The organism is Candidatus Proelusimicrobium volucris (assembly GCF_959605025.1).
Classification (GTDB): Bacteria; Elusimicrobiota; Elusimicrobia; order Elusimicrobiales; family Elusimicrobiaceae; genus Proelusimicrobium; species Proelusimicrobium volucris.
The window spans coordinates 160,052-173,885 of sequence record NZ_CAUHCY010000001.1 but is presented as its reverse complement, the minus strand read 5'-3'; the positions used below and the strand labels follow the sequence as shown (position 1 = coordinate 173,885).

The 13,834-nt window shown below is 46.8% G+C and carries 13 protein-coding genes; 9 read left to right on the top strand and 4 right to left on the bottom strand.

What is annotated here, in order from left to right; translation table 11 throughout:
• Nucleotides 1-124: 124 nt before the first annotated feature.
• Nucleotides 125-1,669 (bottom strand): L-aspartate oxidase, encoded by a 1,545-nt coding sequence (locus ACQY3M_RS00815; RefSeq protein WP_428065299.1) that lies wholly within the window; start codon nt 1,667-1,669, stop codon nt 125-127.
• 8 nt (nt 1,670-1,677) lie between these two features.
• Complete coding sequence (locus tag ACQY3M_RS00810) at nt 1,678-2,841, bottom strand: AlbA family DNA-binding domain-containing protein (RefSeq protein WP_428065297.1); 1,164 nt, start codon at nt 2,839-2,841, stop codon at nt 1,678-1,680.
• A 55-nt stretch (nt 2,842-2,896) separates the two neighbouring features.
• Between ACQY3M_RS00810 and ACQY3M_RS00805 the strand changes: the two genes are divergently transcribed.
• Genes ACQY3M_RS00805 through ACQY3M_RS00790 form a run of 4 tightly spaced genes read left to right on the top strand, consistent with a single transcriptional unit; the run spans nt 2,897 to nt 6,085 of the window.
• On the top strand, nt 2,897-3,748 hold the full coding sequence (locus ACQY3M_RS00805) for a CBS domain-containing protein (protein WP_428065295.1): 852 nt from the start codon (nt 2,897-2,899) through the stop codon (nt 3,746-3,748).
• A 7-nt stretch (nt 3,749-3,755) separates the two neighbouring features.
• Nucleotides 3,756-4,178 carry a dUTP diphosphatase gene (dut, locus tag ACQY3M_RS00800; RefSeq protein ID WP_428065293.1) on the top strand — a complete coding sequence of 141 codons (423 nt, stop codon included), beginning with the start codon at nt 3,756-3,758 and terminating at the stop codon, nt 4,176-4,178.
• Nucleotides 4,179-4,188: 10 nt separating this feature from the next.
• A complete protein-coding gene (locus ACQY3M_RS00795; RefSeq protein ID WP_428065291.1) occupies nt 4,189-5,433 on the top strand; it encodes an aminoacetone oxidase family FAD-binding enzyme in 1,245 nt (414 codons plus the stop codon).
• Nucleotides 5,396-6,085 (top strand): toxin-antitoxin system YwqK family antitoxin, encoded by a 690-nt coding sequence (locus tag ACQY3M_RS00790; protein ID WP_428065289.1) that lies wholly within the window; start codon nt 5,396-5,398, stop codon nt 6,083-6,085. Before ACQY3M_RS00795 ends, ACQY3M_RS00790 begins: the two co-directional genes overlap by 38 nt.
• A 216-nt stretch (nt 6,086-6,301) precedes the next feature.
• Here ACQY3M_RS00790 and ACQY3M_RS00785 read toward each other — a convergent pair whose 3' ends face one another.
• Nucleotides 6,302-7,468 (bottom strand): hypothetical protein, encoded by a 1,167-nt coding sequence (locus ACQY3M_RS00785; RefSeq protein WP_428065287.1) that lies wholly within the window; start codon nt 7,466-7,468, stop codon nt 6,302-6,304.
• Nucleotides 7,469-7,658: 190 nt separating this feature from the next.
• On the bottom strand, nt 7,659-7,817 hold the full coding sequence (locus ACQY3M_RS00780; protein ID WP_428065285.1) for a hypothetical protein: 159 nt from the start codon (nt 7,815-7,817) through the stop codon (nt 7,659-7,661).
• 143 nt (nt 7,818-7,960) lie between these two features.
• Here ACQY3M_RS00780 and ACQY3M_RS00775 point away from each other — a divergent pair, with 143 nt between their 5' ends.
• From ACQY3M_RS00775 to ACQY3M_RS00755, 5 genes are all read left to right on the top strand, one after another.
• Nucleotides 7,961-8,974, top strand: coding sequence for a hypothetical protein (locus tag ACQY3M_RS00775; RefSeq protein ID WP_428065283.1), 1,014 nt, complete (start codon nt 7,961-7,963; stop codon nt 8,972-8,974).
• A gap of 434 nt (nt 8,975-9,408) precedes the next feature.
• Nucleotides 9,409-9,945: an OmpA family protein gene (locus tag ACQY3M_RS00770; protein WP_428065281.1), complete on the top strand. Its 537-nt coding sequence runs from the start codon at nt 9,409-9,411 to the stop codon at nt 9,943-9,945.
• Between the two features lie 127 nt (nt 9,946-10,072).
• On the top strand, nt 10,073-11,419 hold the full coding sequence (gene mnmE / locus ACQY3M_RS00765) for a tRNA uridine-5-carboxymethylaminomethyl(34) synthesis GTPase MnmE (RefSeq protein WP_428065279.1): 1,347 nt from the start codon (nt 10,073-10,075) through the stop codon (nt 11,417-11,419).
• 5 nt (nt 11,420-11,424) lie between these two features.
• Complete coding sequence (mnmG, locus tag ACQY3M_RS00760; protein WP_428065277.1) at nt 11,425-13,197, top strand: tRNA uridine-5-carboxymethylaminomethyl(34) synthesis enzyme MnmG; 1,773 nt, start codon at nt 11,425-11,427, stop codon at nt 13,195-13,197.
• The gene (locus ACQY3M_RS00755) at nt 13,181-13,831 is read left to right on the top strand and encodes a 16S rRNA (guanine(527)-N(7))-methyltransferase RsmG (RefSeq protein WP_428065275.1); all 651 of its coding nucleotides are present in this window, start codon (nt 13,181-13,183) and stop codon (nt 13,829-13,831) included. Before mnmG ends, ACQY3M_RS00755 begins: the two co-directional genes overlap by 17 nt.
• The last annotated feature ends 3 nt before the right edge of the window (nt 13,832-13,834 follow it).

Below are 13,834 nucleotides of genomic sequence, written 5' to 3'. Positions count from 1 at the left end.
TTGGCGGGTTAAATTTATCTTTAGCGGCGGGTGAATTTTTTTGGGGGAAATTTAAAAGTTTTTTTGGTACGCGAAAAAACGCCGCTTTAAAGCGGCGTTTTTAAATTCCATATAGGGGGTATTGTCAATCTTCCCTGTAATGGGTGCCGCAGCTCTGCTTGTTTTTAAGGGCGGCGTAAGTTATCAGGAGGGCGGTTTGGGCCGCGTTTCTGAGTTTAAGCAAGTCTTCGGTTATTTTGTAGCCCTTATAAAAGACGGAAATCTCGTTATGAAGGTGCCTTAATATTTTTTCGGCTCGGTTTAAGCGCGCGGAGCTTCTTATCAAGCCGACATAATTCCACATCGTGCTTTTTATTACGGATATGTCTTGCAGGATAAGGTTTTTGTCGGGCAGGGCTTCCGGGCTTTTCCAGTCTTTGGGTTTGGGAATATAGAAAGATTGTTTTTTGATTTCCGCAATATCTGCCTTGGCCGTAAGCGAGGCGGAAGCCGCGGCTTCCAGCAGGGAGGTGCTGGCCAAGCGGTTTGCGCCGTGAAATCCGTTGCAGGCGCATTCTCCTATCGCGTTTAAGTTAAGGATATTCGTCCTGCCTTTAAGGTCGGTAAATATGCCGCCGCAGAAATAATGCATAGCCGGCACTACGGGGATAGGTTCTTTAGTTATGTCCACGCCGGCGTCCAAGCAGGTTTTGTATATATGCGGGAAACGCTGTGTAATAAATTGGGGCGTCATTGAAGATAAATCCAGATAGACGCAGTCCGCGCCAGTTTTAAGGCGTTCGTGTTCTATCGCGCGGGAAACTACATCTCTGGGCGCCAAATCCTTAAGCGGGTGATAATCCGCCATAAAGGCTTTGCCTTTGGCGTTAATCAATACGGCGCCTTCGCCGCGCACCGCTTCGGAAATCAGCGCGCTTCTGCCTTTGGCGAATACGGTGGGGTGGAATTGGGTATATTCCATATTTATCACTCTCGCGCCTATTCTGTATGCCATGGCGATACCGTCGCCGTAGATGGCGGGCGAGTTGGTGGTGTATTTGTAAATCTGGCCTATGCCGCCGGTAGCGAGTACGGTTTTCTTTGCCGTTACGGCGAAGACTTCCAGCGTTTTGTTATCAAGTATATAAGCGCCGAAGCAGGTTAAAGGTTTATAAATGTCGTAATAATTCTGCGAGTTGTGCGAAAGAGTAAGCAAATCTATGGCGTTGCATTGCGGCAGAATTTTTAGATTTTTTACTTTTTTTAACTTCTTCTGCATCGCGCTTATTATGGCTTGGCCGGTAGTGTCTTTACTGAAGATAATTCTTTTTTTGCTGTGGGCGGCCTCTTTGGTAAGAAGCAACTCTCCTGTTTCGGAGCGGTTGAAATCTGTATCAAACTCTTTGATGAAATATTTTTCTATGTCTTTAAAGCCTTCCGAGCAGGCCGAGAGTACAGCCTCTTCGTTGCATTTGCCGCCGCCGGCGTTTTGTATGTCTTTAAGGAGAGCTTTAAGGTCGGGGTGTTTTTCGTAGATTATTCCGCCCTGCGCCAAGGAACTGTTGCAAGTGTCTATATCCGCGCTGGAAACAAGCACGCATTTAAGGCCGGCCTTGGCGGCGATATAAGAATATAAGGAACCTGCTATTCCGCTGCCTATTACCAGGCAGTCCGCTTTGATTATCTTCATATATACAATTATATAATTTTACATTCGTCCAAAATGCTTTGCGCTTTGGAGAGGCCGTCATTTTCGCCTTGCATAGGCAGATTGAGCGACCAGGAAAGCTCCTCAAGCAGTTGGGCGCAAAACTTGGCCATATCGCCAGATAGCAGCATAGGCTCGACGTTGCGGTCTATCCTGACATAATCTTCTATAATCTTCCTTTCACCTTCGGGCGAGAGTATTATCGAGCCCCTCGCATTGGATATTTTAACCCTTAGCAACAGCGGGCTGATATAGCCTATCGCCTCATAAAATCTTGCCGCGGTTTTGAAGAACAGCACGCATTGAAGATAAAAATTATTTAGGTCTATATGGTTATTTTCGTCGGCCAGCACCGTTTTGCTGGAGATCAGGCCGTAACAGTTAAATTCCCAAGCGTTTAAAGTGCCGGAAGGATTTAACACGATACCGTCCTGCACGCTGTTTACCGTACCTTCCCGCGGCCATTTTTCTGTGCGGTAATCAAAGGAGGCCTGTTTAAGGGTTTGCGGCAGTTTTTTATAGTCGGTAATCGGCGTTTGCGGATAAAGGGGCAGCAGGGTAAAGCCGCATACGGCGTGAGCTGATGAGGGCTCTTTATTTTGCGAACGCAGGAAATTATTGAAATGCGCTTCCGCTTTGTCTATAAGAATGTGGCGCAGGTTTTGGCTTTTTCTGCGGTTGTCCATAAGCCAGGGCAAGGTGTCGGGGTGTACGATTACTTCCGGCCTGGAGGCCTGCCCCGTGCGGATATAAGCTCTTTTTAGCCTGCCGACCAAATGCGGCGTTAGATTGCTTTGCGGGATATTGACCACCACAAACATATTATTGCTGTTTGGGTCCTTGCAGGTGGCGATGTCTACGAAGACGATAGGGTCTATATAATTTTGGATAATGCTTTCTATTTGGCCGCGTATTTTGCCGTGGAAGGCGATGCCGGAAAAGGGCGGTTTGGGTTTATCGTGTTCGTCTTTTACGCCGATTATCACGGTACCGCCCATGGAATTGGCGAAAGCGGCTATCGTTTTAGCGAATTTTTCATTGTCTTTAGGCAGCATATATTTATAGTCCAGCAGGGTGTTTTCCGGCACACCCTGTTTAAGAAAGTGAACCACGTCTTGAAAGGTAAGACGCGCGATAGGTTTTGTAAAGTACATAATCGGCCCCCATGATAGATTTTGACACCGCTTTGCAATATACTATAATTTATTAATGTTTGATACAATGCAGCACAAAAGCAGCGGCTCGAAAATGCTGGAAGAATATATAGCCGCGAGCCCGGATAAGGCGGCGCGTTCGGTGGAGGAAATGGCGCTGAGCGAGGCCGTATTTTGGTTTTCGGGCTTGAGGGCTTCTTCGATAATAACCTGTCTGGAGCATATGAACCCCAAAAAAGCCGCTTTTCTGCTCAGGCGTTTGCACGTCAAGCAGGCGGCAAGAATAATGCAGGGGCTTAACGCGCGGCGCGCGGGCGAGATAATGCTTAATCTTCCGCCGCACTATAAAAAGCGTCTTGCCGATTCCTTGGAAGCGGGTCAAATAAAGGCCTTGCAGGAAGTGCTTAACTATCCGCAGGGCAGCGCGGCAAGACTGATGAAAAACGATTTCCTTTCTTTTAAGACCGACGCCAAAATAAAAGATCTTGTAGCCAGATTGAAAACCTTGCCCGCAAACAAAATGCCTTTATCGGTATTCATATTGGATAAAGGGGGGAAGTTGTGCGGGGTTATAGCTACGGGGCAGCTGGCGTTTTATCCACAGGAGAGTTTGGCCGGTTCTGTGATGAATGTAGAATTTGTAAGGCTTAGCCCTTTCGACGATATCGCCAAAGCGCGTGATATTCTGTTGAAAAACAAACTCGCTCTTTTGCCCGTAACGGATGGTGATAATACTTTGCTTGGAGTAGTATCCTTATGGGATCTCAGAACCGTAAATTCTAAAGCGGAAAAGAAAACCGCCTTTGAAGAGCCTCCAATCGCCAAGAAGAATTTAAAGCCCGCGCTCGCGGCGGCGCTGTTTGTTTTGGCCGTGATAATATCTTTTATAATTTTCAAATTTAGCTGAGGTTTATATGAAAATAAAAGTGAAGAAACTTCACTTCGACGCAAAACTTCCTTCTCGTGCGCACGAAACGGATTCCGGCGCGGATTTGTTCGCTTTGGAATATACTGAAATAGGGCCTCGTTCAAGCGCTAAGGTGCGCACGGGCATAGCGATAGAATTGCCCGATGGTACAAGCGGCTGCATATGGGGCAAAAGCTCCGTAGAGAGCAAAGGCGTTAAAGTGATGGCGGGCCTGGTCGATGCGCCGTACAGGGGCGAGATAATAATATGCATGTACAATTTGACCGATAGGCCGTTCGTTTTTGAAAAGGGTCAAAAAGTAGCGCAACTTGTCGTATTGCCGACTCTTTACCCCGCTTTTGAGGAAGCCTCCGAACTTTCCGACACGCAAAGAGGGGAGGGCGGTTTCGGCAGTACCGGCACCAGATAAGGAAAAGCAAATGTCTGTTGATTACGATGTTACGGTAATAGGCGGCGGGGCCAGCGGAATGATGTGCGCTTTAAGATGCGCGCGCGCGGGCCTGAGAGTACTGCTTTTGGAAAAGGAAATTTTGCTTGGCCGCAAGATACTCGTTACGGGCAACGGGCGGTGTAATTTTACCAATATAAACGCAAGCGGGGATAAATATTACGGCGACGGAAAATTCGCCGAAACAGTGCTGAAGATATTTCCCGCGCGCGCCTGCCTAAAGTTTTTTGACGATTTGGGGCTTTTATACAGGGAAGAAGGTGAAGGCCGCTATTTCCCTATTACCGGCAAATCGGCTTCGGTAAACGATTGTTTCGCCGCGGCACTGCTTTTTGCGGGCGCGGATATAAAATGTAAATGCGAAGCGCTTAAAGCCTATAAGACGGAGGGCGGCTTCAAAGTGGAATGTTCCGACGGAGCCAAGTATTGTTCTAAGTTTTTGGTTTTGGCTTGCGGCGGGGCGGCGTATCCGCAGGTTTCGGGCAGTATGAAGGGGTATGATTTGGCGCGTTCTTTCGGGCATAAGATAATAAATCCGCGCCCCGCTTTAAGCGCGATAGATTTAAAAGAAAACGCCGTATCTCGTTTGGCGGGGCTTAAACTTTATTGCGCGGCCTCTTTAAGCGATAATCCCCAACAGCGGGAAGAAGGGGAAGTAACGTTCGGCGCCAAAGGCGTCGGCGGCAATAATATTCTTACTTTAAGCCGCCAAGCCCAAAGCGGCGATAAATTGATTTTGGATTTTATGCCTCAGTTCAGCGCGGCGGAATTTAAGGCATTGTTAAAGGAACGAGCGGCTAAGTATCCCTCCTTTAAAATAAAGGAATTGTTTACGGGCATATTGCCCGCTCCGCTTTATAATCTGCTTATGGATTATGCCGGGCTTAGAAAAAATACGCTTTTAGTTGAAATAAACGATAATATTTTTGATAGAATAGTATCAACGGTAAAGGGCTGGCCTTTTACGGTGGCGGGCATTAGGAGTTTTAAGGAAGCTTCCTGCACGGCGGGCGGAGTATCGGCGGGGGAAGTTTCTCCCGAAAGATGCGAGTCCAAACTTGTAAAAGGACTGTATATTACCGGCGAACTTTTGGATATAGACGGCCATTGCGGCGGATACAATTTGCAATTTGCTTGGGCGAGCGGATATGCGGCGTCCGAAGCGATAGAGGTAGAATATGGAAAATCTAATAGTAAGAAAAACAAAGGCTCTTGACGGGGCGGATAAAGGGAAGTTTTTGAGGGTCTATTTGCTTGAAGGGAAAGAAGTCTATACCGAAAAGCTGGACGAAAATTTGGAAATTATAGAAACGACTGGCCGTCTGCCCGACGGATTGGTAAAAGAGTTTTTCGAAAACGGATTGACATATTTCCAGTGCTATTTTAAGAACGGCAAACGCAACGGCAGCAGCAAGATTTTCTACGAAAGCGGCAAATTGAATGTGGAGAAGGAATACGTCGACGGTATGCTGCATGGGCGCGCTTTCGTCTATTATCCCAACGGCAGGCTAAGGGAAGAGTTTTCCTATGTCAAAGATATAGAAAACGGCCGCCGCTTGAGATACTATCCCAACGGCAAGATATTGGAAGTGGCGGAATATGTCGACGGCGATATGGACGGCGTATGCAAGGCTTATGACGAAGACGGCAATGTAATGTCGGAAAGCACTTACAAAAAGAACAATATAGTCGGCGACAAAATTTCCTATCACAAGAACGGCACTATCGCGATGATAGCCCCACACAAGAACGGCAAAGCGCACGGCGTAACCAAGAAATATTCCGAAACGGGCGATCTTCTTGAAGAATGGGTTTTTGAGGAAGGCCAGTTAAAGAGCAAGAAAGACTATACTCTTAAAAATCTGTAATAGTTTTTAAATTTAAAAAGAGCCCCGCATTATCGGCGGGGCTCTTTTTATTCTGCCCACTGATAGAGGGGCTTTTTTAAGGTTTTGGATATATAAATTCCCGCGGTTTAGCGTCCGCGCTCGCCATTAAGAAGGGCTAACGCTGTATTTGGAGTAATAAACGCAATAATGAATTTACAAAAAGAAAGCCCCCGTTTTAAGGCGGGGGCTTTTAAGTTAATCGTTGATCAGATTATAAATGGCTTTAATGGCGGCGTCGGCATAATATTTTGCCGTATCGTCTTTGGCGCGGTTGGCCAATTTGCCCAGCGGGGCGATAAGTTTTTTGACGCGCTGTTCCTCTAGCTGGGGGTTTTTGTAGTATGGGGTTTTATTCTGGAGTATTTCGGCGACGGAAAGGACAACCCTCGCTCCGTTTGCCTGTTCATTGGCGTTGGAGCTTTGCAGATATTTGTCTATATCGTCGAAATGCTCTCCGCCCAGCAGCGCGTAGGTCATAACGGAGGTGGCTGCGGCTGAAGATTGCGGTGCGGACCTCATTTCCTTTTTGAGTTTCGCTTCGATAATATCGTAGTTGGAGGCCAAAGCGTTTGCCGCGGCCGAGATCGTGGAAGCGTCATCGTAAGATAAAGAGAATAAAGCCTCGAGCGATTTTTTATCGCCGTCGTCGCCTATCCATTCCACCGCCGAGAAGCGGGTTATTTCCTCTTCATTTTTAAGGGCGGTTTTCAAGGCGGAATAAAGCTCTTTTTTCTTTAGGCCCGTATTTTGATAAGCTCTTAAAGCGAAGGCTTTGTCAAAGCCGTAGAGCGTTATAATATCGTTGATAAATCTTGTTTTCGTATCGGGTATAAGCAGAGCGTAGGCGGCTGCCGCATAGGCTTTAAGTACTGGGTCCTGCGCGGTTAAGGCCGGGTTTAGGAACGGAGTATATCCGCTGTCCACCGCGTTTGAGGCCGCCAATATGATTACGGCCAAGGTTTTTTTGTAGTCTTCCTGATTGGCGGAAGAAACTATATTGAATAAGGCTTTATTGTAAGGCGCAAGTTCTTCCGATACGGATACCAAAGCCGAAGCCGCAGCAAAAGCCGTCGGAGCGTCATCGGCGTTTTTTAAGATGTTTACCGTTTGGCTAAGCGCGTAGGAAAGATTATTTGACTTTTGCAGAGCCGTAAGAGCTTCCATTATATGGGTGGGATTATCCGATTTTAGAAAATCCTTAAGACATACGGTTATTCTTTCGTTATCCTCTGTTGTTGATATGGCTTTTTCATAGATGAATTTTTGACTTTCGGAGCCAAAACACTGCGCGGGCGTTTTAGCGGCGGCGTTAAGCTGCGATATTAGGGTGCATACAAATAAGGTTAATATATATTTTTTCATAAAGTCATTATATAAAAGAATAAGGGAAAAGTCGCCCAGGGCAAACTCGGCGGAGAAAAGAGGCAAATCCTCCGGGCGCGGTATTTTGTTTTGTTCTGATGGCCGGCGGATTTTAAATGGATTTATATGTTTAAAATAGAGATAAAAAAACCGCGGTTTTTATACCGCGGAGGAGGGAGTTATGAGAAAATCATATTCTTGAACTCAGACATGCGGCAAATTTCTTTAGGTTTGGCTTTCTGCCGCAGCAGGCGGAAACTTTCCCGTAAAAAGAATCCCGCCCGTTTTTTGAAGTGGCTATCAATTTGCCGTTGCCTAGCACGAGCATAAATTTAAGAGTATTATTCATAAAAAAACACCATATCAATATCAGTCTATAATAAATTGTATTCTTATTTTTTGCTTTTGCCCAGGGCCATAAGGCCTATTTAAAGCGGAATTAGTGCCTATTTTTTTATGGGACTTGCATATTATTTTTTGTAAAATGGAATTATGAGAAAACTGAAATTATTCCTAAGCCTTATGTTTTTGGCGGTTATTGTTTCCGCCCAGGTGCGAATAGTCCCCGTTTCGACGGAGGGGGATATGCGCATATTCAATAAAGAGGGGGAGGACGTTATAGTCTATTTCCCTTCCGAATATTTAAAATACGAACCTAAAATAAATGTGGTGTTCCCTAAGGATTACGACACAGCCGAAACGCGGTTTTGTTCCGTATACGTGATAAATAAGGAAGAACTTCCGCGCGAAGCGCTTTATAAAGAATTTGGAAACAGCGCCGCGGAACGTTGTCTATATATAAACGTACGTTTTAACGCAATACCGTCCTCGGCCGAGCTGGAAGGCTTTCTTACTCGTGAGCTTCTGCCTTATATAGAGGTTAATTACAAGGCGGAAAATCAAGAGGAATACAGAATTCTTTTGGCGGGTGAGGGGTACAGCGCCTCCGTATTGAACGCTTTGCCGGGATTGGGTAATTATTTCGGTAATTTCGCTTTGTCCTTTTACGTTAATACGGCTATGCCAGGCAATTTGGAAGGTATAAACAAGAACATAAGCCTGTGGGCTTTGGGCAGCAAGGGCAATATGATAAGGCTGCAAAGCGTTTTGGAAGGAAACGGGCTTAAATTCTTTGACAATTTCGCCTATTTAACCGTGGATAACAGCGGCAATAAGGAGCCGTCTTTTAAAGATATTTTCAATTTGGGCTATTTCCTTGACAAGGCGAAAATCCTTCCGCTGAAAGCCAAAGGCGTTTTTGGGGTAAAGAGCGCATCGGCCACATCGGAGGAGCGCTTCGGCTTTAAGCTGGAGGTAAAAGGCAAGAAAAATTTTAAAGCGGAATACATACCGTCCTCCTTAAAGATTGCGCCCCCGTTTTTATCTTGGGACTTTGACAAAGGCCTTATGAACGTGATTTTTGGCGCTCAGCCAGGCAAGGTAAAAGTCACCGGAATGGCGGGCGATGCGGTATCTTTTGACGCTTCGTTTAAAATAAGCAAATAAAGGTTAATTTATTGCGGGCTCTTATATTCTTTTGGGGATTAAGGGCCCGTATTTTTATGGGTTATCCACAAAAAAGGCCTCGGGCAGCCAAAAAAAGAAATAGTATCGTTTTTTTGGGGATAAAAAGATAATTCTCCGTCGGGGATAGGGCGGCGATGTCCAATGGTGACGGAGCGCAAAAGCGGGCGTATGCGGAATAGTTATCCACAAAAAACGGCAGTTATCCACAGATTTATTTCCAGGTAAGAAAAAGGCTAAAAACTATTTTTAGAAAAAAGGTCCTTTTTTAATAAATAAAAGGCAAAAAGCGGTAAAAGAGGCTCCAAGTGTGGATAAATGTGGATAAATATTTCATACGGTTAAAATCCCAAAAATACGGATTGAAAAAAGGAGGGGATTTGCTATAATATTTTTGATAGCACGGAGGATAATTTATGAGATTTCTTTTTATAGTACCGGTTTTGGCGATACTGCTTGGCGGTTGTTATTCTGCCGAGCGCAAAAATAAAGAGGTAAAACGCGACAGCGATTTGTTTACTTTAAGTGCCTTGTGTCCCGAGCGCGCCAACGAGGAAAAATGGCGTAATCAAACTGTGGACGAAATGCGGGCGAGCCGCAAGATACCCAGCGTGGATTTTGAATTTGACGGCATAGTATTGGTACCCAGCTCTTATGAGGTTTTGGATAAGGTGGCTGCGATAATGGTTGCCGACCGCTCGATGAAGTTGATAGTGGAAGGTCATACGGACGAAGTCGGTTCCGACGAATATAACGATTGGCTTTCCAGCGCGCGTTCCAATGCGATAAAGAGCTATTTATGTTCACGCGGCGTGCATCCAGATTCAGTCAAAACGTACGGGCACGGCAAAAGGCGCCCTCTTATCAAGATAGACGATTCGCCCGAAGCCAGAGCCTGCAACAGACGCGTGGAATTTACTCTTACCACCCGCGAATGGAATACGGTATATTGATCTGTTTTTAGGGGATAATTTAAGAAACCGGCCTCTTTTAGGCCGGTTTTTTATTTGCCGGTGCGCTTTATGGCTCGGATTGAAAAAAGCCATATTATGCGCGCAAAGAAAAATGTAAAATATATATATGGATATTTTTGCCAAAGATACGATAGCCGCATACGCTACCGCCGCGACAAGCGGGGCTGTTGCGGTATTGCGCGTGAGCGGGGGCGATAGTTTAAGAATACTTAAAGCTCTTACCGGGCGCGGCGCTTTTGAAGCGCGCCATGCGTATTTGGTAAAGATACATGACGGGAAAGATATTTTGGATACCGCGGTCGCTTTATATTATCAAGGGCCGGCGAGCTATACCGGCGAGGATAGTTTTGAGTTAAGCGTACACGCCGGGGAATACATAAAAGCGCGGCTGCTTGAGCTTGTGTTTTTACTTGGCGCGAGAATGGCCGAAGCGGGCGAATTTACCATGCGCGCATACCTTAACGGGAAGATGGATTTGGCTCAGGCGCAAGGGGTGGCCGATATAATAGCGGCCAAAAACAAGAGCGCGCACCGCGCGGCGTTCAATATATTAGACGGGCGTTTGTCGGAGCGATTTAAAGAAATACGCGCGGGCCTTACGGAACTTTTGGCTAAGATAGAAGTCCGCATAGACGACGCCGATGACGAAATGGCGCCTTTGCCCGAAGTTGAAACACGGGAATATATAGACGGGATAATAAAGAAACTTGAGGCTTTAAGTTCCACTTTCAGCGCGGGGCGCTTGGTAAAAGAGGGGATAAAAACGGCGATAGTCGGGGTGCCTAACAGCGGCAAGAGCAGTCTTTTAAACGCTTTGCTCGGTTTTGACAGGGTGATAGTATCGCCCGTAAGCGGGACGACGCGCGACACCGTAGACGCCTCTTTAAGGATAAAAGATTTTAATTTGGTGCTTACCGATACGGCGGGGATTAGGGCTGACCATGCCGACGATGCCGAAGCGCAAGGCATAGAACGCAGCCGCAAAGCGATGAATAATGCGGACATAATAATATTCTTGGCCGATTCGGACTTGGACGCCAAGGCCCAAGCCGATATTTTGGCTCAGGCGCAAGCGACGGGCAAGAAAGTTTTGAAAGTTTTAAATAAGACGGATTTAAAAAGTGAGGGAGAAATATCGCAAAGCGGGGAATACGACTGCCTTATTTCGTGCAAAAGCGGGGCGGGTATAGAAGCCCTGAAAGATAAAATAATAGAGGCCATCGGCCTCGCTAAATTAGGAGATGACGATATTCTGATAACCTCTGCCGCGCATTACAAGGCTTTGAAAGATGCGGAACGGGAACTAAACCGTGCCAAGGCGCGCCTTAAGGAATTGGAATTGATGGCGGAGCATATAAGAAGCGCGGTTCTAAGTTTAAGAAGATTGATAGGGGAAATAACCCCCGATGACGTATTGGGGGAAATATTTTCCAAGTTTTGCGTAGGGAAGTAGATTAAATGTTTGTATACGATGAGATTTTTGACGTTGTTGTAATAGGCGGCGGGCATGCGGGCTGTGAAGCGGCTTTGGCCAGCGCGCGCCTTGGCGCCAAGACGCTTTTGATAACACAGAATTTGGATACGATAGCGCAGATGTCGTGCAATCCCTCGATAGGGGGGATAGCCAAAGGGCAGATAGTTCGCGAGATAGATGCTCTTGGCGGCGCGATGGGCAAAGTAACCGATGCGGCGGCCGTGCATTATCATATGCTCAATACGGGCAAAGGGGAGGCGGTCTGGTCGCCCCGCGTACAATGCGACAAGAAGATTTATCAATATACCTACAAACATTTTTTGGAACTGCAAAGCAATTTGCACATAATCCAAGACGAAGCCAAGAATTTGGTTTTATCCGATAATGCCGTAACGGCGGTGGACACCCTGCGTCAAACCAGATACAGAACCAAAACTGTAATAGTGACGCCGGGCACTTTTATGAAGGGGACGGTGCATATCGGCAAACTGATGTTGGAAGGCGGGCGCTATAATGATGTGGCAAGCAATTTCTTAAGCGCCAGTTTAAAGGACTGCGGCATAAAGATAGGCCGTATGAAGACGGGCACGCCTATGCGTATTAACGGGCGGACGGTGGATTTTAGCAAGTTTACGCCGCAGCCTTCGGATAATCCTTATACGCCGATGTCGGTTTTCAACAGGCCGCAGGACAGAGAATTTTTACAATGCTATATAACACGCACCACCGATAAAACGGCCGAAGTATTAAAAGAGCATATGCTGGAATCGGCTTTATATTCGGGCAATATTCACTCTATCGGGCCTAGGTATTGCCCGTCGATAGAAGATAAGGCGGTAAAATTCCCCCAGAACAAGCACCACCCTTTGTTTTTAGAGCCGGAAGGCCTTAATACGGAGGAATATTATATTCAAGGCTTTTCCACCAGTTTGCCGGAATATGTGCAGTATGAGCTGTTAAAATCTGTACCCGGTTTGGAAAAGGCGCAAATAGTGCGCGCGGGCTACGCGATAGAATACGACTATGCCGATCCTACGTGCCTTAAAGCCTCTTTGGAAGTAAAGAATATAAGCGGATTGTTTTTTGCGGGGCAAATCAACGGTACTACGGGTTATGAGGAAGCTGGGGGGCAAGGAATAATGGCGGGCATAAACGCCGCTTTGAAGGTACAGGGTAAGGAGCCTTTCGTTTTAAGGCGGGACGAGGCCTATATCGGCGTTTTGATAGACGATTTGATAACCAAAGGCGTAAACGAGCCTTACAGAATGTTTACCAGTCGCGCGGAATACAGGATAATCCTGCGCACGGACAATGCCGACTTGCGTTTGAGCGGATACGGCTTGAAGCTGGGTTCCCTGCCGGCAAGTTACGCCAAAGGGTTCGAGGCTTATAAAGCGGCGGTGGAGAGCTTGATACAAGACGAAAACGCCCCGATAGAGGAAAGCGCTTTAAACCCATGGAGTTTGGCTTCGGCGCGCAATACGGCGGCGGTTCACCGCAAGTACGCCGGTTATTTGGAACGGAATTTAAAGGAAGCCAAGGCCTTGGCCAATGCCGACAAGATAGTTATACCGGAAGGCTTTGATGTTGCCGCTGTAAAAGGCATATTGATAGAATCCAGCCAGAAGTTGGCCAAGATACGGCCTTCTACTTTGGGGCAGGCTGGTCGCATACCGGGCATAACACCGGCGGATTTGCAGCTTATAGCCATACATATAGAGAAGTACCGCAGGGAGAAAAATGGAATTAAGGCATGATTTTTTAAAGCAAAACGGTATTGAGCTAAGCCCCGAGCAAGAACAAACGCTGGCGGATTATGCGGCTATGGTATGGCAAAAGCGCGGTGATTTGAATTTGACCAGCGTTTCAAGCGGGCAGGAAATCTGGGATAGGCACATAAGCGACGGGCTTATGGCAGCGGCTTTGATAAAGAAACTCGCCGCGGGTCTAGACAGCTATTCGTTGGCCGATTACGGCGCGGGCTGCGGGTATATAGGGCTGAGCGCGAAGATAGCTTTGGGGTCTTCCTGCGAGCTTACTTTGGTGGAAACTTTGGGCAAGCGCTGTATGTTTATGGACTGGTGCATAATGAAGCTGGGGATAAAAGGCGCGAAGACATACAATATAAGGGCCTTATCCAAAGGCGGGCAGAGCGGGCCGTTCGATTTTACGCTTGAACGCGCTATGGGCAAGATAGACGATATCCTGCCTATATGTACGGCAGATTTGAAGCGCGGCGGGTATTTTGTGGCATTTCAGACGGAAGAAGGCAGCTGGGGGGAGGCCTCTTTAAAGGCGGCCGATTGCAAATACGATAAGAACGCAAGCCTGGCGTACAAATTGTACGGGGAAGAAAAAGAAAGACATTTGTGCGTATTTGGGAAAGAATAAAAT